Below are 21,440 nucleotides of genomic sequence, written 5' to 3'. Positions count from 1 at the left end.
CGCCACCGGCCGGCACGGGCCGTCAGCAAGCCCACAGCAGGCTCATGGGGGAGACCCGAGATCGGGGGTCACGCTTCCTCACATGACGCAGATGACCTTCCCGATGACCTTCCCCGCCACTCACCGCCCGGCGGCCGCGCCGGCCCCGGCCTCGCGCTGGCGCCTGCTCGGCGCCGAGTTCGCCACGGCCCTGGTGGTCAACCTCGGCGCCCGTCCGGAGACCGATCAAACCCGTTCCCGGTACGCCGACCGCGGCACCCTGGTGGCGCCGGCCCGTCCCGGCGCGGAGCGGTTCACGTAGGTGTACCGAACCGGAATCGCGGAGTGGCGGTGCTTGCCACCACGCCGTGCCATCCTTACCTTCATGCAAATGAAAATCGCTTTCACTGGCAAGGGCGGCAGCGGGAAGAGCACCCTGGCGGCGCTTTTCGTGCAGCACCTGCGGGCGGCCGGGCACCGGGTCCTGGCCGTCGACGCGGACGTCAACGTGCACCTCGCGCCCCTTCTCGGTGTGACCGCGCGCGCCGAGGACGCGCTGTCGCACCCGGACAACGTGCGATCGGTGCGCACCCACCTGCTCGGCGGCAACACCCGGATCGCCGGGGTGGACCACTTCGTGGCGACGACACCGCCGGGCCCCGGATCGCGACTGGTCACCCTCGACCCTGCGGACCCGGTCCTGGCCCGGCACGCGACACCGCTCGACGACCGGTCGCACGTCCTGCACGTCGGCACCTACGAGCCCGGGGACATCGGATCCGGCTGCTACCACGGGCATCTCGCCATCCTGGAGAACCTGCTCTCCCACCTGGATCCGGCCGACGACGGCTGGGTGGTCTGCGACATGGTCGCCGGGACGGACGCGTTCGCGAACTCGCTGCACGCCCAGTTCGACATGATCGTCGTGGTGGCCGAGCCCACGCCGGAGTCGGTGTCGGTGGCCCGCCGCTACCGGGAGCTGGCGGCGGCGGCCGGCGTGGCGGACGCCGTGGCGGTCGTCGGGAACAAGGTGGCCGACGACCTGGACCGCCAGTACCTGGAACGGGAGCTGGGCGTCGCCCCGATCGCGGTCCTCGGCATGCAGGCCGGTCTGCGCCGGGCCCGCCAGGCCGGCAGCCCGCCGCGGCCGCAGGACCTGGACGACGCCGCCCCCCTGGCGAACATCGCGCGGCACGCCGAGTTCCGGCCGATCTCCGCCGGCCGGCGCGAGGACCTCATGCGCACTCTTCACCTGCGGGTCGCCGGCAAGGGCTGGGTCCGCGCCGCCCACGGCGACGTCACCGGCCAGCTGGGCCCGGTCACGGTGTGAGAAACGCCGGAGTGCCCCGCCGGCAAACGGGGCATTCCGGCGCGGTCTCAGCGACTTCTGCTGGAAACGGTTGTCATTATAGACACGATCCGGTCGCACGCGGTCCCGTCTCGGCGACTACCATGTTGCGCGATCTTCGAGGCGGCTGAGACGAGGCGACATGCGGTGGTTCCGGTTCGGGTCGGGTGGGCGGCAGGCGCAGACGGACCCCGGCCGCCAGCAGGAGCTGCTCCGCGAGCTGCGCACCCGGTTCGGCGGACAGGCACAGGCCCGGTTCGCCGACCAGGCCGCCGAGGCGGCCGCGCTGCTCGACGGTGACGACGGGCTCGTCACCGCGACCCTCGTGCTGCGCGAGTCCGCGGACACCGCGTTCGCGGCGATGGCCGCCCAGGGCTTCCCGGTCGAGCGCCGCGACTACCGCTGGACCTGGCAGAGCGCCGGCACGCGGCTCCGGTCACCCTTGACCACGGTGCCGGCCGGTGCCTTCCATCCGTACGTGCAGACGACCGCGGCCGTGACCGTCGCCGGGAACCAGGCCAAGCAGCTGGTCCGGATCGTCGACGGGAACCCGGTCCTGACCCACGTCCTGGAGCTGCTCGACCTGGTCACGGCCGGCTGGGAGTACGGCGGCGTGCTCCCCGACACGGACTCCGCCACCCTCGCGGCCCGCCTCGTCGCGGCCGCCCGCGACCTGCGCGACGCCATGCCCGACGCGCCGCCGCTGCCGTCGCCGATCCGCGAGCAGATGCGCCGCAACAACACCGTCGACGTCCGCGACCCGGCCACCAGCCGGGTCGTCGGCGGCTTCAACCCCGGCAAGGAGATGCGCGAAGCCCTCCTGGCCTAGACCAGCCGCAGTCTCCGCGACGCCACGCCGATCCGGACCCGCTGGCCCCAGGACAGCTCCAGCGCGTCCGGCTCCAGCCCGTCCGCGAAGACGACCAGGCGCTCCGACTCGCTGGTCAGCTCCAGCTCGGCGGTCGCGGTGAGCCGCCCGGCGGTCTGCCGCACCCCGGTCGCGGGGGAGGGCCACGCCTCCCGGACGAACCAGCACAGCTCGGCGTCACCGGGCCCCGGCGGCGGCGGCGCGGCGGCCCGCTCCCGGGCGATCGACGCGCACCAGCCGGTCGCCCCGGTGCCGGTGCCGGCGATCAGCCCGGACGACGACTGCCGCTCCCGGTCACCGTCCGGAGTGGTCAGCACGTACCGGGCCGACTGGTGGCCGGCGTGGCCGACGTACACCTCGTTCAGCCCGTACAGCTCCTGGCCGTCGTCGAGCCGGGCCACCACCATCGTCCGCTCCTCGGTGTGCCGGCCGGCGTCGCGCAGCCGGGCCGCCACCCCGGCCGCCCGGTGCCGCGACAACACCCCCGGATTGCGGCCCGGCTCCGGGTCCACCCCGATCACGGGCTGTCCGTCCAGGTACTTCGCCACGTTCGCGACCAGCCCGTCCTGGCCGACCGCGACCACCACGTCCTCCGGCGCGAACAGGAACCGCGGCAGATCGGCCCGCTCCACATGACCGCGCCGCCAGTCCGCCGGCACCGCCGCGCCCACCTCGGTGAGCGCGGCCCGCAGCGCCTCGTGCCGGGCGGTGACCTCGTCCAGGTCGCGGCCGCGCTGGCGCAGGAAGTACGCGGCCGCACCCAGCGTGCCGTGCCGGGCCAGCAGCTCGTCGAGCTCACTGCGCCGGGACACGACCACCACCCGCGGAGCCAGGCTGCTCATCGCCTCGCCTCTGGTTGTAGCCGGCTCACCGGCCGAGCCGCCCGACCAGCTTGGTGAGCACGTCCGGGGTGATCGTCAGCTCGTTCACCGCGGGCAGGTGGCCGGCCAGTTCCTTGAGCGCCAGCGCCTGGAGAACCGCGGGCGGCAGGTCCCGGTACGCGGCCAGGCGCGCCGCCTCCGCCTCCGCCTCGGCCAGACCGACGATCCGCGCCCCGGCCGCCCGGGCCTCGTCGCGCGCCCGGGTGGCCTCGGCCTCGGTGACGGCGCTGCGCCGGGTCCGCTCCCCGGCCGCGATGCTGGCGATCTCCTTGCGGTCGGCGTCCGCCTTCGCGGCGACCAGCTGGGTCTCGGCGTCCAGCTCGGCCTCCCGGCGGGTGTTGGCGCCGTGCTGTTCGACCAGCTCCTGCTGCCGGCGGGCCAGCTCGATCTTGCTCTGCAACTCGTTCTCGGCGATCTGCCGCTCCTGCTGCACGGCGTGCGCGCGGCGGGCGTACGTCGCCTTGTCCGCCTCCTGCTGCACCTGCTCGCGGGTCGGCGTCTGCAACGCTCGTTCGATGTCCGGCTCCGGCCGGATCGCCACGACCCGGGCGCTGACCACCGAGACACCCGTCTCGCTGAGCCGGGGGTCGCCGGCCAGCGCGTCCGCGACCGACTGGCGGACCGGGGCGATGCCGCTGGTCAGCGCCTCACCCAGGGGCACCCGGGCCAGCACGTCGAGGGCCGGCTGCTGGGCCAGCTCGGCCAGCAGCGTCGCCACCTGGTCGAGGGGCTGACCGCGCCACTTGCCGGTGAACGGGTCGATCGAGAAGTCGAGGCGCCCCGCGGCCGCTGCCGGGTCACTGAACCGGTAGGTGACCGTCGCCTGCACGGTCACGTCGGCGAAGTCGCCGGTCCGGGCGTGGAACAGCAGCGGCAGCTCCCGGTCGTCCACCGGGACCTCGGACAGCACCGCGGTCAACGGCCGGTACCAGAACGACAGCCCCGTCCCGGACTGCTTGGGGCGCCCCTTGACGGTGTGGCTGACCCAGCTGGCCGGGGCCCCGCGCAGGTGCCGCAGGTGCAGTCGTCGCGTCACGTCAGCCATCTCAGCCGTCCTTCACTTCTTCACTCGCTTTTTCGTCGTGATGACGATAATCCTGGGACGCTATTATCGTCAACATGACGCTAAACGTGGTGTCGGTCACCGTGGACCTCGTGCTGCTGACCATCCGGCAGGCCGCGCTCCAGGTGCTGCTGATCCGCCGGGGCATCCCGCCCTACCCGGACCGGTGGGCGCTACCCGGCGGTTTCGTCCTGCCCGGCGAGGACCTCGGCGAGGCCGCGGCCCGCGAACTGCGCGAGGAGACCGGCCTCGACCCGCAGCACGGCCACTTCGAACAGCTGGCGACCTACGGCACCCCCGGCCGCGACCCGCGCGGCCGCGTCGTGACCGTCGCCTACCTGGCCCTGCTGCCCGACCTGCCGGCCCCGGTGCCCGGCAGCGACGCCGCCGGCGCCGAGTGGCGTCCCGCCGCCGACATCACCGCGGGCGAACTGGCCTTCGACCACGGCCGCATCCTCGCCGACGGCCTGGAACGGGCCCGCGCCAAACTCGAGTACACCCCACTGGCCACGGCCTTCTGCCCCACCGAGTTCACCGTCGCCGACCTGCGTGCCGTCTACGAGACCGTCTGGCGGACCCGCCTCGACCCGCGCAACTTCCACCGCAAGGTGACCGGCGCCGAGGGCTTCATCGAACCCACCGGAGGCACGGCCATCCGCGACCGCGGCCGCCCCGCCCAGCTCTTCCGCCGCGGCCCGGCCACCCTCCTGCACCCACCCCTGCTGCGCCAGCGCGTTTGACGCCGGTCACCTAGCTCGCGATCTCCCGCAGCACGTCCAGAACCGTGCGCACCGACGCCCGGTGCAGCGTCTCCGGCCTGGTCAGCACGTCGATGTGCCGGCCCGCCGGCAGATCCGCGAGAGGCCGCAGCGCCAGCCGCGGATCCGGCAGCGTGGTGCGCCCCGGCAGCAGCGCCAGCGCCGCGCCCGACGCGACCACCGACGCGGCCACGGTGAACTCGTTGATCCGGTGCGCCACGTCCAGTGGTCGCCCGGCCGCCGCCGCGATCGCGGTCAGCACGCCCTCCAGGGGAAACCCCTCGTGCACGCTGATCCAGGGGAACGCGCTCACGGCGGCCGCGGTGAGCCGCTCCCGGGCGGCGAGCGGGTGGTCCACCGACATGGCGACGTACAGCGGCTCGTGGATCAGCGGCACGACGGTCAGCCGGTCGACCGGCCAGGGCGGGCTGTGCGCGAGCCGGTGCGCCAGCACCAGGTCGTAGTCGCCGACCAGTGGCGGGAAGTCGGCGTGTGCCACATCCTCGTCGCAGCAGCGCACCGGCGGCCCGCCGGTCGCGGCGAGCCGGGCGATGAGCGGGGCGAACCAGGTGAGCCCGGCGCTGTGGAACGCGGCCACGGTCACCGGGGCGGCCGGATCGTCCAGGTAGTCGCCGACCGCCCGGGACGCCCGGTCGAGCGCGGTCATCACCTCGACGGCGGCCGCCGCCAGGGCCCGCCCGGCCTCGGTGAGCACCAGCCGGCGGCCGCTGCGCTCGGTCAGCGGCACCCGCGCCGACCGTTGCAGGGTGTTCAACTGCTGGGACACCGCGGACGGCGTGATGTGCAGCGAACGGGCGACGGCCGCCACGCTGCCCCGCTCTCCCAGCTCGCGCAACAGTCTCAGGTGATGCGGATCCATTAGGCCTACTACATCGTCGATTCACTGGTTGCCGTCTTGTCTACCGGATCGAACGCCCACACGCTTCCCGATGTGACCGGAGACCTTCTACTGCTGGCCGTGGCCGTGATCTGGGGCAGCAGCTACCTGGCGGCCAAGACCCTGACCGTGGCCGGGGGCGTGCTCGTGGTGCTGGCGCTGCGCTACCTCGTGTCGACGGCCGCCCTGCTGCCGCTGGCTGTCACACGCCGGCCGGGACGGCGGGAACTGGGCGCCGGCGTCCTGCTCGGGTGCACGCAGGCGTCGGTGCTGGTGCTGGAGACGTACGGGGTGTCGCAGACCAGCGCCACCAACGCCGGCGTGCTGATCAGCCTGACCATCCTGCTCACCGCGCTGATGCAGGGCGGGCTGCCGGGCCGGTTCCTGCTGGCCGCCGCGACGGCGACGGCCGGGGTGGCGCTCCTGGTCGCGGGCCCCGGGCTGCGGTCGCCGTCGGCCGGTGACGCGCTGATCCTGGCCGCCGCCGTGGTCCGCGCCGCCCACGTGACGCTCTCCGGGCGGCTCGCCAGGCCCGGCTACGACACGGTCACGCTGACCACGGTGCAGACGGTCGTCGGGACGGTCGTCTTCGGCGTGGCGGCCGGGCCGGCGCTTCTGCCCACCGCCGCCGGATTCGGGACCGCGCAGTGGCTGGGTGTGCTCTACCTGGCGCTGGGGTGCAGCGTGTTCGCGTTCCTGGTGCAGTTGTGGGCGATCCGGCGGACCTCGGCGGCCCGGGCCAGCCTGCTGCTGGGCACCGAGCCGGTGTGGGCCGTGCTGATCGGCGTGGGCATCGGCGGCGAGCACCTGACCGCCACGGCGGTGGCCGGAATCGGGCTGGTGCTGGCCGGTGTCTACTGGGGTCAGCGGGTGGAACGGTCCTCGAGGGCGCGAACCACGGCCGCCATGTCCGCGGCCCCGAGCCCGGAGCGCTCGGCCTCCGCGTACAACTCCGCGCAGACCTCCAGCAACGGCGGCCGCCGGAAAGCGGCCGATCCGGCGGCCGTGGCCCGCGCCCCGGACTCGACCTCGTCCCACTCCGCCCGGGCTCGCGCCGCCCGGCTCAGGCCGTGAAGTAGGCCTTGATCTGGTCGGACTCGCTCGTGACGGTGTCGGCGGGGACCAGGTCGCTCGCGTGGGCCGTCAGCACCGCGGCCCGCTTCTGGAGGATCTCGGTGGCCTTGCCGCTGGTGTAGAGACTGGCCTTGAGGTCGGTGAGCGCTTTGTCGTACGCCGCTTTGAAGGTGGTGTCGGCGTTGAACCGCTGGACCAGGATGTTGCTGCGGCCACCGGGCCGTCCACCCCCGCCGCCGTTGCCGTTGCGCTGGCCTCCGCCGGCCGGTGCGTTGCCGTCGGTCGGCGGCTGCATCTGCCCGCCGCCCGGGTTTCCGCCACGGCCACCGCCGCCGCCCATCCCGCCGAAGGCCAGGTTGTGGTCCCAGGCCACCACGGTGAACTGGTCCTTGCCGGTCGTGTAGCGCAGGTACGAGTTGTTGCCCGGCCCGTCGATGTCGTCCGTGTTCTTGACCAGTTCCTGGAACGCCAGGTAGGTCGCGAACGCCGACACGTCCAGGTGCGAGCCCAGATCGGACGTGAAGGCCGCGTCCTTGGACTGGTTGATGAACTTGAGGAAGGCGATCAACGGGACCAGGTCGGGGTTGCCGGAGTCGGTCTCCTGGTCGAAGACGTCCTTGTAGCTCTCGGCGTCCTCACCCCGGTACGAGTAGTCGCCGCCGCTCTCCGCCTTGTAGAGGATCCCGGCCGCGCCGAAGTTGTCGGAATCCCATTTGTCGCCCAGGTTCTCGACAATGAGGCGCAGCACCTGGTCGCCGCCGTTGACCTTGAGCCGGGTGGACGCCGACTTCTGGGTGGCCAGCCCGGCCAGGCCCAGCAGTTCCAGGGCGACCGCCTCGTTCAGCGCCGACTTCGTGGTGTTCGAGCGGACCACGAACTCGGTGTACCCGCCGTACGCCTGCCCGGCGGTGAACTTGTCGAGCCGCACCAGCCACGGCAGGTCCTGCGGGTTCTCGGCGGAGACGCTGCCGCCCGGCCCGCCGCCACGCTGCTGCTGGGTGCCGCTGGACTCGGTGCTGCCCGACTTGGTGAGGCCCTTCAGCGACGAGTTGCCCTTGAGCCGCAGCCCGGCCTTCTCGAACGTGGTGCCGTCGATCGTGACATCCGCCTCGATCCAGTTCTTGTCGCCGTCGTTCAGGAAGGCGTCGATCATCGTGTCGTAGTCGGACTGCTCGAACATGACGTCGATGTCGTGGACCAGCGTGGCGTCGAACAGTCCGCTGCCGGCCGTGGCGGTGGTGGACGCCGCCGCCGTCGTTCCGCTCTTCAGGCCGCAGCCGGCGAGGACGGCCACTCCGAAGGCGCCGGCGAGCGCGGCGCCGAACGAGCGGCGGGAGAGCTTGTGGTCGAGCATGCGGGCCATCCTTGATCGCGGTGCGGCGGGGACGGCTCAAGAAGACGTCGCGGGCTCAGGAGTGGGTTGTGCGGAGCCTGTGCGTCGCCTGATAGCCATGACCAGCAGGACGGCGAGCAGCACGGTGGCGATCGGGGCGCCGGGGAACTTGACGAACCGGGCCAGCCCGCCGCCGTCCGGCAGCACCGAGAACGCGCACACCACGGTGGCCGCCATGATCGCCGTGGTGCGGCGGGTGGTGGCGGCGAGCAGGGTGAGCGGCCACAGCAGGTACCACGGGTGCAGGACCGGGGCCAGCAGGACGGTCGCGGCCAGCGCCAGGGCGGCGCCGTGCAGGGCGGCCCGGGTGCGGTCGGCGGCACGGTAGGCGCGCCACCAGAGGTGGACCAGGGTGGCGGCGAGCAGGACGACGGCCAGGGCGCGGACCACGGGCACCGCGTCGAACCCGGGGTGCACGGTCTTGCCCAGGTAGGTGAGGGTCATCCCGACCGCGGTCGGCGGGGAGGTGAACTGGATCAGCGAGGTGCCCACGCCGGTGGCCGGAATCCAGCCCCAGCCCAGGCCGCTCGCCACGGTGAGGGTCACCAGGGCCGCGGCCGCACCACCGCCGATCGTCACGGCGGCCCGGCGCAGCGGTCCGGCGGCCAGGATCGCGAACGGGACGATCACCAGGGCGGTGAGCTTCACGGAGATCGCCAGGCCGAGCAGCGCACCGGCGGGGAGCAGCCAGGATGTGCGTGCTCCCGATCGTACGATCAGGGCAAGAGCGACCACCGCCAGGCCGAGCATGACCGCGTCGTTGTGTGGCGCGGCGAGCAGGTGGGCACCGGCCAGCGGCCCGGCGAGCGCCAGCCAGAGGGCCCGCTGCGGCGGGATGCCGCAGCGGCGCGCCAGCGGCGGCAGGGCGACGGCGACCGCGACGATTCCGGCCAGTGCGGCCAGCCGCAGCATGAAAATGGCGCCGGCCAGGCTTGCGCCCACCGCCACCGCCGCGGCGGCGATCAGGATGAAGAGCGGGCCGTACGGGGTGACCGTGTCCCGCCAGTTCATCGAGACCGTGTCGATCCAGGTGCAGGGCAGCGCGTTCACGCCATGGTGGTACGGGTCGATCCCGTGCCGGAACATCTCACCCTGGCAGACGTAGGAATACACGTCCCGGCTGCCCATCGGGGGCGCCAGAAGGAACGGCAGGGTCCACAGCGCCGCGGTGACGAGAACCCAGCGCACCGACGGCGTCCGATCCCGGCCGGACCACCAGGCGTACGCCTGCAGACCCGTCCCCACCAGCCAGCACGCCAGGATCACCAGCCCGTGCGGGCCGCGCGCCACGCTCGCCGGTGTGGCGTCCAGATCGGCGGTGGGCAGCGCGCCGCCGAGCCGACCGCCGATCACCAGCAGCACCGTTCCGGCCAGGCCGAGATAGCGGATCCCCGTCAACGACACGTCCACATCGTCGGGCCGCCCGGTGAACACCGTGCGGCCGGCGTCGAACCGGCGGTGCTCCGACGGCCGACGTCATGGTGACCGGTGCGCGCCAGCCCACCCGGAGGGTGACGTGGGTGACCAGCGAGGCGGCCCGGGAGCCGGTCTGCTCCAGCTTGAGTGGCGGAACCCCGTCGAACAGCCGCTCGCCCGCCGATCGCGTCCTGCCGACACTCTGGCTCAGGTGGCCGCCTTGAGCGCCTCCACCAGATAGCGGGACAGGTGCCGGACCGCCGGGGAGCGGTCGGTGGTCCGGGTGGTGGCGTAGATCTGGCGGGCCAGCCCGGTGGGCCGGGCGATCGGCAGGTGCACGAGCCCGGGCTGCGGCGTGGCGGCGAGCCGCGGCACGAGGGCGACCCCGAATCCGGCGGCCACCATGGCCAGTGCCATCGGATAGCTGTGCACCCGTGTCTCGATCCGTGGTTCGAAGTCGGCGGCCCGGCAGGCCATCTCGGTGGCGGCCTGGAAGCCGGTGCTGGTCAGTGCCGCGACCCAGGCCGCGCCGGCGAAGTCGGCCAGGTCGATCGGGCCGCTTGCGGCCGGTGCGTCCTTGCGGGGTACGGCGAGCAGCATCGGTTCGCGGTAGAGCGGCCGCTGGTCGAAGCCGCGCAGGTCGGGCCGGGACAGTGGCGCGTACTCGTGGGTGACCGCCAGATCGACCGTTCCGGCGCGCAGCTCGGGCAGTGCCTCGGCCGATTCGAGTTCGGTGAAGCGCAGTTCGACGTCGGGGTGGCGGCGCCGGAAGGTGGTCAGCGCCGGGACGACGAACCCGATCGCGGCGGTGGCGAAGGCGGCGACCCGCAGGGTGCCCCCGCGCAGTCCGGCCACGTCGCGAACCGCGCGTTCGGCCTCGTCGATGCCGGCGAGCAGCGGGCCGGCGTGGTCGGCGAGGACCCGGCCGGCCTCGGTGAGCCGGACGCTGCGTGCCGAGCGTTCCAGCAGTGCCGCGCCCAGGTCGCGTTCCAGGGCGGCGAGTTGCTGGGAGGCGGCCGCCGCGGTGCATCCGGCCAGTTCCGCGGCGGCGGCGATGGTGCCGGTGGCCGCGACGTCACGCAGCAGGCGCAGCCGGCGGGGGTCGAGCATCGGCCAACCTTATGCTCAGCCTCCGTCACCGGCTATGGATCTTGTGCTGGGCCGTCGGCAGGCTTGGCCGTATGCCGTTGGATCCGCATCTTCTCGCCGCGTTCACCGTCGCCACGATCGTCGCCATGCTGGCGCCGGGGCCGGACATGCTGTTCGTGCTGAGCTGTGGGATGCGGGGTGGGCCGCGGGCCGGGTTGCTGGCCACGGCGGGACTGGCCACCAGCGAGGCGGTGCACGTACTGGTGGCCGCCGCCGGGTTGAGCGCGCTGTTCACCGCGGTCCCGGAGGCGTTCGTCGTGCTGCGGGTGGCCGGGGCGGTCTATCTCGGCTGGCTCGGTGTCCGGATGATCCGGCGGCGCGGGGAGGTGCTGTCGGAGAAGCCGGGCGCCACCGGCCGGCGCGCGTATCTGAGCGGGTTCCTGACCAATCTGTCCAACCCGAAGATGATCGCGTTCTCGGTGGCGTTCCTGCCCCAGTTCGTGGATCCGGCGCGGGGGTCGGTGTGGGCGCAGTTCGCCGTACTCGGGGCGGTTCTGATCTTCTTGGAGTTCCTGATCGACGGGGCCGTGGGGGTCGGCGCCGGCCGGATCGGCTCGTGGTTGCGGCAGCGGCGCACGCTGAGCCGCCGGATCGACGCCACCACCGGCGGTATCCTGATCGGCCTGGGGGTGCGTCTGGCCGTGGAGCGGTAGCCGGCGCCGTGGACGCCGGCCACCGCCGGTCAGCTGTAGTGGATGACGTAGGCGATTTTGGCCTCGTTCGCGTCGCCGGCGCCTTCGACGTCACAGCGCAGTTCGTCGGGGACGTCGCAGATGTAGTCGCTGCTCTGCGTCCACGGGTTGCTCAAATAGAATTCCACCTTGCCGAAACGTGTCTTGTAGGTGGCGGTGGCCGCTGTGCCGCCGGTGTCCTTCGTCGACTCCGCCGAGAATGTCGCCGTCTTGTTCCGGTTGACGCCCTTCGGGGGTCTCACCAGCCATTCCCCCTCGGAGACATCGAATTCGACCAGACTCAGCCTTTCGTCGCTGAAATTCCGTACGGTCACATTGACGCTCCGGTCACCGGGATCGGCCTGGGCGGGACCGGGAACGGCGGCGCCGGCGGACGCCGCCGCCAGCACCGATGCGATCGCCAGATACTTGCGTGCCACGAAGGTTCTCCTCTTTCACGGGATGCGATCCGATTTCGCCTGCGGTCGATTTCAGTATCAGGTGCGGCGCGTTGTGGGCCTGCCGGAACGGCATAGGTCAAAAGTATGACCTTTCGCCCTTCAAGATCGTTAAGCATCGTGCCTGATGTGCACCGTTTCGTACGTCTTCGTCGTTGGACCCGGCATGAGCACCCGAGCCGCCCGGCGCCACGCACCACACCGGACACCCGATGGAAATTCACATTGAACTCTCAGGTGAACCTGAGGCGAGACACCCTCGTAACAAAGTCGAGACTCTTGTAAAGTGCACAACCGCACCGCTCCGGCCGGGATAAAGATTCGGACTCAGACGATGCTCAATCGCACGGTCATGTTCGCCAAGCAGCACGCACCCGAATCCATGCGTGTACTCGCACGAAGGGCACAGCTCGAAGCCCACAACACACGGCTTCGCCTCACCGTGCCGGTCGTCGAACGCTGTGAATACGTGAACATCTATCACTGCGCGGTCCGCAAGACCGCCAGCCAGTGGATCAAATCGTTGTTCAGCGACCCGATCGCGTACCGGTACTCGGGCCTGCTGACGTACGATCCGCGCTTCTACAACTGGAGCCATCCGCGGGTCTGCCCGCCGAACCGGATCGCACTGTCGCTGTTCTTCTCCCGTAAACGTTTCGACACCACACCGAAGCCCGACGCTCACCGCGCGTTCTTCGTCTATCGCGATCCGCGGGACCTGGTCGTGTCGAGCTACTTCTCCACCAAGGACTCGCACGGCCCGATGGGTGACGTGCTCGAGGTCCGCCGGAACCTGCGGGAGAAGTCGAAGAAGGACGGCCTGCTCTACCTGGTCGACCACCTCGCCCGCAAGGGCACGTTCAACGCCGTCCGCTCCTGGGTGAAGGCGCCGTCCACCGCCGAGGTCGCGCTCTTCCGCTACGAGGACCTGGTCGGCCCGGACCAGGCCGCCCAGGTCGACCGCCTCTTCCGGCACTGCGGGATCATCGTCCCGCCCGCCGAGATGGCGACTCTGCTCGACCGGTACAGCTTCGGCCGGATGAACGACAAGAAGGGCGCCGGCGCGGTCTCGCACTACCGCAAGGGCGAGGCCGGCGACTGGCGCAACCACTTCGACGACGACATCACCGAGGCCTTCAACCGGGCCACCGGCAACCTGCTCACGCTGCTCGGCTACGACGAGCCGGCTGCCCTCTCCGAGACGGAGCTGCGCCGCCCGGCCACCACGTAGGACTCGGGAGATTGTCACACCCCGCGTTTACGATGCCGGACATGACGGGGACCATCGATTATGCCTCAGCGGGCCCGCTCACCGATCTCGCGACGATCGACCGCGGCGCCCTCGCGGACCTGCCGGAGGAGCCCGCGGCCATCCTGCGGCTCGCGCAGCACCTGGTCATCCAGCCCGGTGACGCCGGGCAGCTCGGCCCACCACCCGGCCGCTTCGGGGAAAACCAGTTCCGGCCCGCGGCCCGCCTGATCCGCGCGTTGCTGGCGCTCGATCCGTCGCCGCTGACCGTGCCCCGCCCACCCGAGCGCCGCGTCATCGGCACCTGCCGCCACTTCGCCGTGCTGACCTGCGCGCTGTTGCGCCACCGGGGGATTCCGGCCCGGGTGCGCTGCGGGTTCGGGGCCTACTTCCAGCCCGGTCTGGCGCTGGACCACTGGGTGGTGGAGTTCCGCCCGGCGGCCGGGGCGCCGTGGGTTCGCGCCGATCCGGAGACCATCTCGCTGACCACGCTGCCGCCGTCGCCGTTCGGGCCGGGCGGCCGGCCGGATCCGGCGGCCCTGCGGCCCGGCGAGTTCCTGACCGGCGGCGAGGCGTGGGTGCTGTTCCGGGCCGGGCAGGCCGACGGGGCGGTCTTCGGCGTGCCCGGCACGGAGAATTTCGGTCCGGCCGAGATCCGGGGCAACGCGATCCGGGATCTGGCCGCCCTCAACCGGGTGGAGATCCTCCCATGGGACGAGTGGGGCCGCATGGAGGCGTCGTACCAGAACCGGACCGGCCCCGGCTACGACGCCCTGATCGACACCATCGCCGCCACCTGCGCCGCGGACGACCCGGCGGCCGTCGCGGCCCTCTACAAGTCCGAGGATCTGGAGGTGCCGCCGACGCTGCTGCTCTGAGCCACCTCCCTTGCCCTGCCCCGGCGGGCCTCGGGCCTGAGGTCTCGGGTGGCGGCGCCGGGCGGTGGCTGCAAGCATGTCGCTTCTATGGGCTACCAAGTGCGCGAGAGTGGGCCGGGGGATCCTGGGAGCGCCTGCCGGGTCGTGGTCACCGATCTCGACGGAACGGTCGTTCCGCACGGGGACACGATCAGTTCCGCCACGCTGGCCGCCGCGGCCGCGCTGCGAGACCGGGACGTTCCACTCGTGGCCGTGACCGCGCGAACCCCGGCCGGTGTCTCCCGGCTGGGCCTGTTCGCGGAACATCTCGCCCTGGTCGTCGGCAACGGTGGCGCTCTCGGCTGGGCTCCGGCGACCGGTGAGATCCTCTGGCAGGAGACCATCGCCACCACGGACCTGGCTGACCTCGCCGCGTTCGTCGGCACGGTGCCGGGCGCGGGCATGTCGGTGTTCGGCGTGGACGTCTGGAAGATGACGCCCGCCTACCTCGAACTCCGCGGCCGGGCGCCGCGGGAGCCGTGGCGAGCCGTCGAGCCGGACGCCCTCGCGGACCGCCCCGGCTACGCCGCCGCCATCCGGCACCCCACACTGACCTCGGACGACCTGATCGCCCAGCTCACCGCCGCCGGTTTCGCCGGCCGGCTCAACCTGACCTACTCGGCGGAGCGTCTGGTCGACGTCAACCCGCTCGGCGTCGACAAGGCGACCGGGATCCGGCGCGGGCTCACCGTGCTCGGCCGCACCCCGGAGGAGGCCGTCGCCTTCGGCGACATGCCCAACGACCTTCCGATGTTCGCCTGCTGCGGCCGTTCGGTCGCGATGGGCAACGCCCACCCAGCGGTACGCGCCGCCGCCACCTTCACCACCAGGACGGCCACGGACGACGGCTTCGCCCACGGCCTGGCACTCCTCGGCCTGATCCCGGAACCGATGCGCCACCCTGCCTGAGTTCGCCGTTCAGACCTCCGGCTCCCAGCACAAGTGCCGCTCCGGACCAGCCCACCGCGTCATCGGAGTGCAATGCCGAGGGCGACCCGAATCGCGTGGTCCGTGGCGGGGGCACGGCCCATGTTCAAGCCCCACCACGATGATGCGCCAAAATACGTCGAGCAACCCGTAAGGAGGCAGGATGGGTTATTCGGGAGTGATCGTCGTCGCGCGGTTCGAGCAGCCGGTGGCCGGCTCATCGCTGAGCGGAGAGATGCCTGTCCTTGACGAACTGGTTTTCGACGACGGCTGGCGCTGCATGTGGGTTGACAGAGACTCACCGCTGAAGCCGCAGGAGGTGGTTGCCGTCACCCGCGCACCGGCGTTGTGCGCCTACATCTTCGACAGCGACGTCGCGGACGTGGAAGCCACCAGTCCTGGCGGCAACCACTGGCATGTCTATCTGCACCCGGAAACCGCGGAAGAATTGGGTGCGCCAGCACTCGAGCAGCCGCTGCCAGAGGCGATTGCTCATATCGTCGGCTGGGCCCGTGAAGCCGGTAGCAGCGTCGATTCGACGGTGGTCGCACAGGCTCTCACTGCCAAGAACGTATTCGTCGAAGACACCCTCTTGAATCTTGTGAAGATTTTGGGTGTAGCAAGCGGATAGACGCCGCGGTGGCTCGGCACAGCTCATCGGCTCCGCGACGCCGCCTTGCGGTGTTGGCCGCAGCGCCAGCCGTTGGATCAGGTCACCCTGATTCTGTGGGATCGCCACGGAAGGCCAGACCGGCCGCTTCCATCGCTGCTCGGAGATGGTCAAGGGCGTACGGCCCGACTCCGTGCAGTGCTCGCACCTCGCTCTCGGTGAGCCTGGCGACCTGCTCAAGGCGAATGAGGCCGTGCGCGGTGAGCGCGCGGGTCGCGGCTGCGCCGAGGTGCGGCAGCGGAACACCCGGCTCCGGCTCCGGTCGGCCCAGGGACGGCCGGGGATGTCCCTCGTGGTCCAGGACGGCGGCGCCGCGCGCCGAAAGCCGGTAGCCGATGTCGAGCGATTCGGTCAGACCGCGTTCCTTCAGCTTGCGCACATTCTGTTTGAACGCCGGGGTGTCGCGCCCCGCCCGTTGTGCGAGGTCAGGTGCCCGGGTGGCCGGCAGTTCGTCGATCAGCAGGAGGGTTTCCCGAGTCCAGGGCCCGGTCGGCGAGGCCTGGTCGAGCCGGTCGAGCCACGCGACGATCGTGTCGATCTCCGCAGCGTCGGGAACCGCGTCGCGCAGCGCGTGCCGAGGGTCGACGTCCGCGTACCTAAGCCCGATCCGATAAATCGGCCGGTCGGGGTGCACACGGTCCAACCCCCGCCGGAGCGCGGCCAGGGACACCGCACCGGCCCGGCGGGCGTCCGCGGCGGTCAGCGAACTCACCGGCACGCGGTCGACGGATGTGATCTCAACCAGTCCGACCGCGGTACGCATCCGGGTACCGATCCTGACGCGAGGCTGTTCCCACCGGCGGAATGCCACATCGACATCACCGGCACGGATCGCCGCCAGTTCCGCGGGGCGTATCTGCATGTCCCAGTTCAACACACGTCACGACCGCCGCCCGCCCGGTCGGCAGCAGATCCGTGCGACAGGCCTGGACGGCGACCCCACCTCGTTGACTGCGCGGAATTCATCCAGCGATGGCGCCGCCAGACAGTCACCACTCCGCGTGGCCCGGTGGCTTCGACGGCGGCGGTGGGTTCCGTATCTCAGTGAGACCAGGGTGCCACCAGCCGACCGTCGGTTCGGATGTCCGTCGAGGCGGGTCAGGCCCACCAGCGCCACGTGGGCGGTGGGCTCCGCGCGCCTCAGTTGGACCAGGTGTAACCGGCCATGGCGGCGCCCGGGCTGGCCAGGATGGCAGCGATGGTGGCGAGCACGAATGCCGTGATGGTCAGGACCACAGTTCGCAGACGCACAATGATCTCCCCAGATGAGGTGGACGTGCCTGTTCGAGCCGAGAGTACCGGCCATCGTCGACACGACACAGGCGTCCCTTGTTTGAGTAGCCAGTCATGTCAGCCCCGCTGAGGTTTCGGCATCTTGCCGCGCAACCGCCGACGACCTGTATGCCGTGCGCAGCGGGCCTTCAGGTCGCGGCGGGTCGCGGCACTCCCAGCGCGCCAAGCGCGTCTTGACGGATCCTTGGGTCGGGGTCGGCCAGCGCCTGCCGCAGCAGTTCCACGTCGCTGGGCTGGACGACATGGCCGAGGGCCCACAGCCCGGCACTGCGCAGGTCGCGATGGCCGGTGGCGATGAACGACATGATGGTGGGACGGCACGCCGCCGGGTCCGTCTCCATGATGTCGGCCAGCCATGCGCAGAAATTGTCGAGGTCGTTACCCCGCAGGGGACGGGCGAAGGCACGCAGCAGCAGCGGGAAGGCGGCAACCCCGCGAAGGCCGGCCAGGATGTAGACCATGAGGTCCCGGCCGTACCAGTTGCCCTCGTCGAGATACCGTTCCAGCGCGGCCTGAACGGGCGGGATCAGCGAGCCGTCTCCGCTCATGGCCAGCTCACGCACTGACGGCCACGGGTCACCGTCCAACGTCTCGACATGACGAAACACCTCAGCGAGCGTCATCTGCACCCCCTCCGGTCGCCGCCTTGCGGACGTGCCGGTAGCGACACCAGTTGCGACGGCTGAGTGTCAGCCGAACCGGGCACACGCACCCGTTGTATCAGGCCTTCGGCATGCTGGGCTCTGCGTTTCATCCCGGGTCGGCGTCGCCGGAAGGGAACCTCACCGATCGGCAGGACCCTGCCTAGTCCGGCGGCCGGGCCGCGGGAACCTCCAAACAGGCTGTGAGGTGCGGCGCGGCGGCCCGCAGCAGCTGGTAGCCGATCCGGGTGAGCTGCTCCACCTGCTCCGGGGTGAGCACGTCGAAGACCAGCCGGCGGGCCTCCCGGACGTGCGCCGGTGCGGCCGCCGTGACGGCGGTGGCGCCCGCGTCGGTGAGCACCGCCTCGACCCAGCGGCCCTCCGGGGAGTCGGTGGTGCGCCGCGTCGCCCAGCCGTGTTTCTCCAGCCGGGAGACCGCGTGCGAGAGCCGGGACGGTGAGGCGCAGGCGAGGTGGGCGAGGCTGTTCATGCGCAGCGCCCGGCCGGGGGCCTGGGCCAGCGAGGACAGGATCGTGTACTCGAAGAAGTTGAGCCCGGAGTCCCGCTTGAGCTGCGCGTCGATCGCGGCGGGAAGTGTGGTGAGCACCGTGGTGAGCGCCATCCACGCGCGCTGCTCGTCGTCGGAGAGCCAGGGGGCGGATGTGGGGTCGCTCACGACTGAGCAGAATACGCGATCCCTGCCCTTGAACTTTCAATAGTTGATGTGGCAACCTTCGTGTTGAACATTCAACTCTGATTTGGGGAGAAATCGATGGCAATCCTGCGTATCGACGCCAGCATCCAGGGCCCGAACTCCGCCAGCAGCGCGCTCGCCGACCTGGTGGAGAAGGAACTGGCCGGCGCCCCGATCGCCCGCCGCCACCTCGCCACCGACCCGATCCCCGCGGACGCCTGGACGAACGCCATCCAGGGCACCTACACCCCGGCCGAGCACCGGACCGACGCCCACCGGAGCGCCCTCGCGCTCGCCGGTGAGCTGGCCGGCGAACTGCGCTCCGCCGACGCCGCGATCCTCGCCCTGCCGTTCTACAACTACGGCGTCTCGCAGCACGTCAAGACGTGGTTCGACCTGGCCATGGCCGGCGGCGAGCAGGGCGAGAAGTTCCTCGACGGCAAGACGGCCGTCGTCCTCACCACCCGTGGTGGCGCCTACGGCCCGGGCACGCCCCGCGACGGCTGGGACCACAACACCGACTACCTGCGGCGCGTCGTCGGCGACATCTGGGGCGCCGACCTCATCCTCATCGAGCGCGAGTTCACCCTGGTCGGCGTCAACCCGGCCCTCGACGCCTTCATCGAGACGGCCGAGCTCATGCACAAGACCGCCGCCGAGGCCGCGTCGGCCGCCGGCCGGGTGCTCGCCTCCCGCTGACGTCGTTTATTTCCGGTACGGGCTGCGCCGTCCCGCGGAACCAGGGCTGTTCCGCCGGACGGCGCGACCGTCTGCCCACTCCCGCCCGTGCCGCGCCCGCCGGGCTGAGCTGCCCACTCACCCTGATGGCCGGATCCGGCGGCGGTGACCCCGTGACCGCCGCCGGATGGCCAGATCAGTAGGACAGGCCGCCCGGAGCGCCGACGAGCGCCGCGCCGTGGCCGCTCAGCCAGCCCTCGGCCGCAGCGGCGTGCTGGCTGAACGTGTGCATGTCCCGGAACCGGCGCTGCACCGGCGACGCGTCCCGGGCCACCTGGCCGCCGCCGGAGCGGTAGCACGTGTCCACTACCGACAGCGCGGCGTCGGTCACCCACGTCAGCGTGGCCGAAACCCGTGGGCCGATCGCCGCCAGCCCGGCCGGGTCGGCCGAGCACAGCGCCCACACCTCGTCGGCGGTCGATTCCAGCAGCGCCCGCGCGGCCCGCAGGCTGAGGTCGGCCCGCCCCAGGTTCGCCTGGAACAGTTGGCTGTCGGCGAGCCGCGCCCGCGCGTACAGTCGCTGTTTTCCGGATGTGGCGAGCTCGACCGTCGCGTCCAGCGCGCCCTGCGCGATGCCGACCGCGACCGCACCCAGATGCAGGATGAAATGGGTGAGCGGCGACGTGAACCCCGGGCCGGGGACCGACGGCGTCCCGGCGAACAGGTCGAAGGTGTGCTCATTCGGCACCTGCACCCCGCGGACCTCGACGTCGTGCGAGCCGGTGCCGCGCAGGCCCAGCACCTGCCATGTGTCGACCACCCGCGCCTGCGACGCCGGCACCAGCACCGAACGCATCAGCGGCGTCCCCGGGACGGGCCCCGGCCGCGGGCCACCGTCGGCGCCCAGCACCACACAGTTGCCGAAGATCCAGTCGGCGTGGGTGCTGCCGCTGCCGAACGCCCAGCGACCGTCCACCTGGAATCCGTCATTGGCCGGAACGGCCGTGCCCTGCGGATTGAAGCCACCGGCCACGATCACGTCGGGCCCGGCCGCGTACATCTTGTCGAACGTCTCCCGGCCCAGGAACGCCATCAGCTGCGGGGTCTCCGAGCCGATCATCACCGTCCAGCCGACCGCCGGATCCGCGGTGGCCAGCGCCTCCAGGACCGCCATCCCGGCGCGCAGGCCGATCTCGTGCCCGCCGTGCGACCGTGGCACGAACATCCGGAAGAATCCCGCCGACCTCAGCTCCTCGACCAGGTCCGACGGCAGCCGCCGCTCCGCGTCCAGCTGATCGGCCCGGGCCCGCAGCGACGGCGTCAGAGCACGCGCGCGGTCGACCAGTTCCTGCATCTCGTTCCCCCCATGAGGTATCTCAGTAAACCGGGCCCCCATCACAGTGGACGAGCGTCCCGGATCGCCAGGGACAACTGTCCCGGCCGGTCGGGATTGAACGGTAGGGACATGTCGGGAAGCTGTCGTCCGCCGCGATGCGGACCCGCCCTCACCCGCCGGACGGACGGCGGGTAGCGATATCGAGAGCGGCGACGACCGCCGCGACCGCCGGATGGGTGGCGGCGCCGCGCCGGAACGCGACCCGGGTACGCCGCCGGGTCGCCAGCGCGGTCAGCCGGATCCCGGCCGGTGGCGTCACGGCCGCCAGCTCGGGCACGAGCGAGACACCCTGACCCGCGGCGACCAGCGCCAGGACGGTGGCGAAGTCGTCGGCGTGATGGCGCGCCCGCGGAGTGAACCCGGCGGCCCGGCAGACCCGCTGGGTGACCTCGTGGCACAGCGTCCCGGGCGTGGCGAGAATCCACGGCAGGGACGCCGTCTCCGCCAGCGCACCGGCCGCCGTCCCCGCGGGTTCGGCCAGGAAGACGGTCTCCTGCAACAGCGGCACCGAGTCCAGCGCCGGATCCGCCTCGGCCGGCGCGATGTCGTAGTCGTGGAGCAGCCCGACGTCGAGGCTGCGTTCGCGCAGCGCCGCCGGAACCGCCACCGGGTCCAGCTCGGTGACCATCAGCTCCAGCGCCGGATGGTCGCGGCCGAGAGCCACCAGCGCCTGCGGCAGCAGCGTGCGCACGGCACTCGGGAATGCGCCGATCCGGATCGGCCCGGCCGGCCCGGCCCGGACCGCGGCGATCGCGGCATCCGCCTCCTCCAGCGCCGCGAGCACCGCCTCGGCGTGCCGCACCAGGACCTGCCCGGCCGCGGTGAGCGCCACCCGCCGGCCGGTGCGCTCCAGCAGCGGCACGCCGGCCTCGCGTTCCAGCGCCGACAACTGCTGGGAGACCGCCGAAGGGGTGTACGCCCGGGCCTCGGCCACCGCGGCGATGGTGCCGAGCCGGTGCAGATCACTGAGCAGACGCAGACGGCGGACATCGAGCATCAGTTCAGCTTACGGTTCTCGG

At 71.7% G+C, this 21,440-nt stretch carries 23 protein-coding genes; 11 read left to right on the top strand and 12 right to left on the bottom strand.

The annotated features are described in order from the left end of the window. Window positions 1–82 precede the first annotated feature (82 nt). From BJ964_RS40550 to BJ964_RS40540, 3 genes are all read left to right on the top strand, one after another. Window positions 83–301 carry a hypothetical protein gene (locus BJ964_RS40550; protein WP_188125622.1) on the top strand — a complete coding sequence of 73 codons (219 nt, stop codon included), beginning with the start codon at window positions 83–85 and terminating at the stop codon, window positions 299–301. Window positions 302–370: 69 nt separating this feature from the next. After that, window positions 371–1,309, top strand: coding sequence for a nucleotide-binding protein (locus tag BJ964_RS40545; RefSeq protein ID WP_188125621.1), 939 nt, complete (start codon window positions 371–373; stop codon window positions 1,307–1,309). A 160-nt stretch (window positions 1,310–1,469) separates the two neighbouring features. Beyond that, complete coding sequence (locus tag BJ964_RS40540) at window positions 1,470–2,156, top strand: hypothetical protein (RefSeq protein ID WP_188125620.1); 687 nt, start codon at window positions 1,470–1,472, stop codon at window positions 2,154–2,156. Here BJ964_RS40540 and BJ964_RS40535 read toward each other — a convergent pair. Both BJ964_RS40535 and BJ964_RS40530 read right to left on the bottom strand, forming a co-directional pair. Next, on the bottom strand, window positions 2,153–3,037 hold the full coding sequence (locus BJ964_RS40535) for an NAD(+)/NADH kinase (protein WP_188125619.1): 885 nt from the start codon (window positions 3,035–3,037) through the stop codon (window positions 2,153–2,155). The two genes, BJ964_RS40540 and BJ964_RS40535, sit on opposite strands and share 4 nt — an antisense overlap. 25 nt (window positions 3,038–3,062) lie before the next feature. Further along, window positions 3,063–4,121, bottom strand: a complete 1,059-nt coding sequence (locus tag BJ964_RS40530; protein WP_188125618.1) for an SPFH domain-containing protein — start codon at window positions 4,119–4,121, stop codon at window positions 3,063–3,065. Window positions 4,122–4,195: 74 nt separating this feature from the next. Here BJ964_RS40530 and BJ964_RS40525 point away from each other — a divergent pair, with 74 nt between their 5' ends. Then, window positions 4,196–4,879, top strand: a complete 684-nt coding sequence (locus tag BJ964_RS40525; RefSeq protein ID WP_188125617.1) for an NUDIX hydrolase — start codon at window positions 4,196–4,198, stop codon at window positions 4,877–4,879. Between the two features lie 10 nt (window positions 4,880–4,889). On the opposite strand, the gene BJ964_RS40520 is transcribed toward BJ964_RS40525, so the two are convergent. Continuing rightward, window positions 4,890–5,777, bottom strand: coding sequence for a LysR family transcriptional regulator (locus BJ964_RS40520; protein WP_188125616.1), 888 nt, complete (start codon window positions 5,775–5,777; stop codon window positions 4,890–4,892). A gap of 72 nt (window positions 5,778–5,849) precedes the next feature. Here BJ964_RS40520 and BJ964_RS40515 point away from each other — a divergent pair, with 72 nt between their 5' ends. Then, on the top strand, window positions 5,850–6,869 hold the full coding sequence (locus tag BJ964_RS40515; RefSeq protein WP_229807356.1) for a DMT family transporter: 1,020 nt from the start codon (window positions 5,850–5,852) through the stop codon (window positions 6,867–6,869). Here the strand turns inward: BJ964_RS40515 and BJ964_RS40510 are convergent. The 3 genes from BJ964_RS40510 to BJ964_RS40500 form a co-directional block, all read right to left on the bottom strand. Then, window positions 6,859–8,223 carry a CotH kinase family protein gene (locus tag BJ964_RS40510; RefSeq protein ID WP_188125614.1) on the bottom strand — a complete coding sequence of 455 codons (1,365 nt, stop codon included), beginning with the start codon at window positions 8,221–8,223 and terminating at the stop codon, window positions 6,859–6,861. The two genes, BJ964_RS40515 and BJ964_RS40510, sit on opposite strands and share 11 nt — an antisense overlap. A 36-nt stretch (window positions 8,224–8,259) precedes the next feature. After that, a complete protein-coding gene (gene mptB, locus BJ964_RS40505) occupies window positions 8,260–9,666 on the bottom strand; it encodes a polyprenol phosphomannose-dependent alpha 1,6 mannosyltransferase MptB (protein ID WP_188125613.1) in 1,407 nt (468 codons plus the stop codon). 219 nt (window positions 9,667–9,885) lie between these two features. Beyond that, window positions 9,886–10,788: a LysR family transcriptional regulator gene (locus BJ964_RS40500; protein WP_188125612.1), complete on the bottom strand. Its 903-nt coding sequence runs from the start codon at window positions 10,786–10,788 to the stop codon at window positions 9,886–9,888. A 71-nt stretch (window positions 10,789–10,859) separates the two neighbouring features. Here BJ964_RS40500 and BJ964_RS40495 point away from each other — a divergent pair, with 71 nt between their 5' ends. After that, entirely contained in the window at window positions 10,860–11,480 is a 621-nt protein-coding gene (locus BJ964_RS40495) for a LysE family translocator (RefSeq protein WP_188125611.1), read from the top strand. 29 nt (window positions 11,481–11,509) lie between these two features. Here BJ964_RS40495 and BJ964_RS40490 read toward each other — a convergent pair whose 3' ends face one another. Then, window positions 11,510–11,938: a hypothetical protein gene (locus BJ964_RS40490; RefSeq protein WP_188125610.1), complete on the bottom strand. Its 429-nt coding sequence runs from the start codon at window positions 11,936–11,938 to the stop codon at window positions 11,510–11,512. A 352-nt stretch (window positions 11,939–12,290) separates the two neighbouring features. Between BJ964_RS40490 and BJ964_RS40485 the strand changes: the two genes are divergently transcribed. From BJ964_RS40485 to BJ964_RS40470, 4 genes are all read left to right on the top strand, one after another. Then, window positions 12,291–13,187, top strand: a complete 897-nt coding sequence (locus BJ964_RS40485; RefSeq protein WP_188125609.1) for a sulfotransferase domain-containing protein — start codon at window positions 12,291–12,293, stop codon at window positions 13,185–13,187. A gap of 41 nt (window positions 13,188–13,228) precedes the next feature. After that, a complete protein-coding gene (locus BJ964_RS40480; RefSeq protein WP_188125608.1) occupies window positions 13,229–14,083 on the top strand; it encodes a transglutaminase-like domain-containing protein in 855 nt (284 codons plus the stop codon). 99 nt (window positions 14,084–14,182) lie between these two features. Further along, window positions 14,183–15,031: an HAD family hydrolase gene (locus BJ964_RS40475; protein WP_188125607.1), complete on the top strand. Its 849-nt coding sequence runs from the start codon at window positions 14,183–14,185 to the stop codon at window positions 15,029–15,031. Window positions 15,032–15,212: 181 nt separating this feature from the next. Beyond that, window positions 15,213–15,680 (top strand): hypothetical protein, encoded by a 468-nt coding sequence (locus tag BJ964_RS40470; RefSeq protein ID WP_188125606.1) that lies wholly within the window; start codon window positions 15,213–15,215, stop codon window positions 15,678–15,680. Between the two features lie 82 nt (window positions 15,681–15,762). On the opposite strand, the gene BJ964_RS40465 is transcribed toward BJ964_RS40470, so the two are convergent. The 3 genes from BJ964_RS40465 to BJ964_RS40455 form a co-directional block, all read right to left on the bottom strand. Next, on the bottom strand, window positions 15,763–16,596 hold the full coding sequence (locus BJ964_RS40465; RefSeq protein WP_229807357.1) for a hypothetical protein: 834 nt from the start codon (window positions 16,594–16,596) through the stop codon (window positions 15,763–15,765). 544 nt (window positions 16,597–17,140) lie between these two features. Then, window positions 17,141–17,635, bottom strand: a complete 495-nt coding sequence (locus BJ964_RS40460; protein ID WP_188125605.1) for a HEAT repeat domain-containing protein — start codon at window positions 17,633–17,635, stop codon at window positions 17,141–17,143. 181 nt (window positions 17,636–17,816) lie between these two features. Then, window positions 17,817–18,329: a MarR family winged helix-turn-helix transcriptional regulator gene (locus tag BJ964_RS40455; RefSeq protein WP_203832756.1), complete on the bottom strand. Its 513-nt coding sequence runs from the start codon at window positions 18,327–18,329 to the stop codon at window positions 17,817–17,819. Between the two features lie 96 nt (window positions 18,330–18,425). Between BJ964_RS40455 and BJ964_RS40450 the strand changes: the two genes are divergently transcribed. Continuing rightward, window positions 18,426–19,046: an FMN-dependent NADH-azoreductase gene (locus BJ964_RS40450; protein WP_188125604.1), complete on the top strand. Its 621-nt coding sequence runs from the start codon at window positions 18,426–18,428 to the stop codon at window positions 19,044–19,046. Between the two features lie 175 nt (window positions 19,047–19,221). On the opposite strand, the gene BJ964_RS40445 is transcribed toward BJ964_RS40450, so the two are convergent. Both BJ964_RS40445 and BJ964_RS40440 read right to left on the bottom strand, forming a co-directional pair. Next, window positions 19,222–20,379, bottom strand: a complete 1,158-nt coding sequence (locus BJ964_RS40445; RefSeq protein ID WP_188125603.1) for an acyl-CoA dehydrogenase family protein — start codon at window positions 20,377–20,379, stop codon at window positions 19,222–19,224. 151 nt (window positions 20,380–20,530) lie between these two features. Continuing rightward, the gene (locus tag BJ964_RS40440; protein WP_188125602.1) at window positions 20,531–21,418 is read right to left on the bottom strand and encodes a LysR family transcriptional regulator; all 888 of its coding nucleotides are present in this window, start codon (window positions 21,416–21,418) and stop codon (window positions 20,531–20,533) included. Between the last annotated feature and the right edge of the window lie 22 nt (window positions 21,419–21,440).

The organism is Actinoplanes lobatus, assembly GCF_014205215.1.
In the GTDB taxonomy this organism is placed as follows: domain Bacteria; phylum Actinomycetota; class Actinomycetes; order Mycobacteriales; family Micromonosporaceae; genus Actinoplanes; species Actinoplanes lobatus.
This window is presented reverse-complemented; position numbering and strand designations above follow the sequence as displayed.

Excerpts from the sequence above, each read along its gene's own strand:
- BJ964_RS40550 (WP_188125622.1), top strand. The coding sequence starts at position 83 with ATGACGCAGATGACCTTCCCGATGACCTTCCCCGCCACTCACCGCCCG.
- BJ964_RS40545 (WP_188125621.1), top strand. The coding sequence starts at position 371 with ATGAAAATCGCTTTCACTGGCAAGGGCGGCAGCGGGAAGAGCACCCTG.
- BJ964_RS40540 (WP_188125620.1), top strand. The coding sequence starts at position 1,470 with ATGCGGTGGTTCCGGTTCGGGTCGGGTGGGCGGCAGGCGCAGACGGAC.
- BJ964_RS40535 (WP_188125619.1), bottom strand. The coding sequence starts at position 3,037 with ATGAGCAGCCTGGCTCCGCGGGTGGTGGTCGTGTCCCGGCGCAGTGAG.
- BJ964_RS40530 (WP_188125618.1), bottom strand. The coding sequence starts at position 4,121 with ATGGCTGACGTGACGCGACGACTGCACCTGCGGCACCTGCGCGGGGCC.
- BJ964_RS40525 (WP_188125617.1), top strand. The coding sequence starts at position 4,196 with ATGACGCTAAACGTGGTGTCGGTCACCGTGGACCTCGTGCTGCTGACC.
- BJ964_RS40520 (WP_188125616.1), bottom strand. The coding sequence starts at position 5,777 with ATGGATCCGCATCACCTGAGACTGTTGCGCGAGCTGGGAGAGCGGGGC.
- BJ964_RS40510 (WP_188125614.1), bottom strand. The coding sequence starts at position 8,223 with ATGCTCGACCACAAGCTCTCCCGCCGCTCGTTCGGCGCCGCGCTCGCC.
- BJ964_RS40500 (WP_188125612.1), bottom strand. The coding sequence starts at position 10,788 with ATGCTCGACCCCCGCCGGCTGCGCCTGCTGCGTGACGTCGCGGCCACC.
- BJ964_RS40495 (WP_188125611.1), top strand. The coding sequence starts at position 10,860 with ATGCCGTTGGATCCGCATCTTCTCGCCGCGTTCACCGTCGCCACGATC.
- BJ964_RS40485 (WP_188125609.1), top strand. The coding sequence starts at position 12,291 with ATGCTCAATCGCACGGTCATGTTCGCCAAGCAGCACGCACCCGAATCC.
- BJ964_RS40480 (WP_188125608.1), top strand. The coding sequence starts at position 13,229 with ATGACGGGGACCATCGATTATGCCTCAGCGGGCCCGCTCACCGATCTC.
- BJ964_RS40470 (WP_188125606.1), top strand. The coding sequence starts at position 15,213 with ATGGGTTATTCGGGAGTGATCGTCGTCGCGCGGTTCGAGCAGCCGGTG.
- BJ964_RS40460 (WP_188125605.1), bottom strand. The coding sequence starts at position 17,635 with ATGACGCTCGCTGAGGTGTTTCGTCATGTCGAGACGTTGGACGGTGAC.
- BJ964_RS40450 (WP_188125604.1), top strand. The coding sequence starts at position 18,426 with ATGGCAATCCTGCGTATCGACGCCAGCATCCAGGGCCCGAACTCCGCC.
- BJ964_RS40445 (WP_188125603.1), bottom strand. The coding sequence starts at position 20,379 with ATGCAGGAACTGGTCGACCGCGCGCGTGCTCTGACGCCGTCGCTGCGG.
- BJ964_RS40440 (WP_188125602.1), bottom strand. The coding sequence starts at position 21,418 with ATGCTCGATGTCCGCCGTCTGCGTCTGCTCAGTGATCTGCACCGGCTC.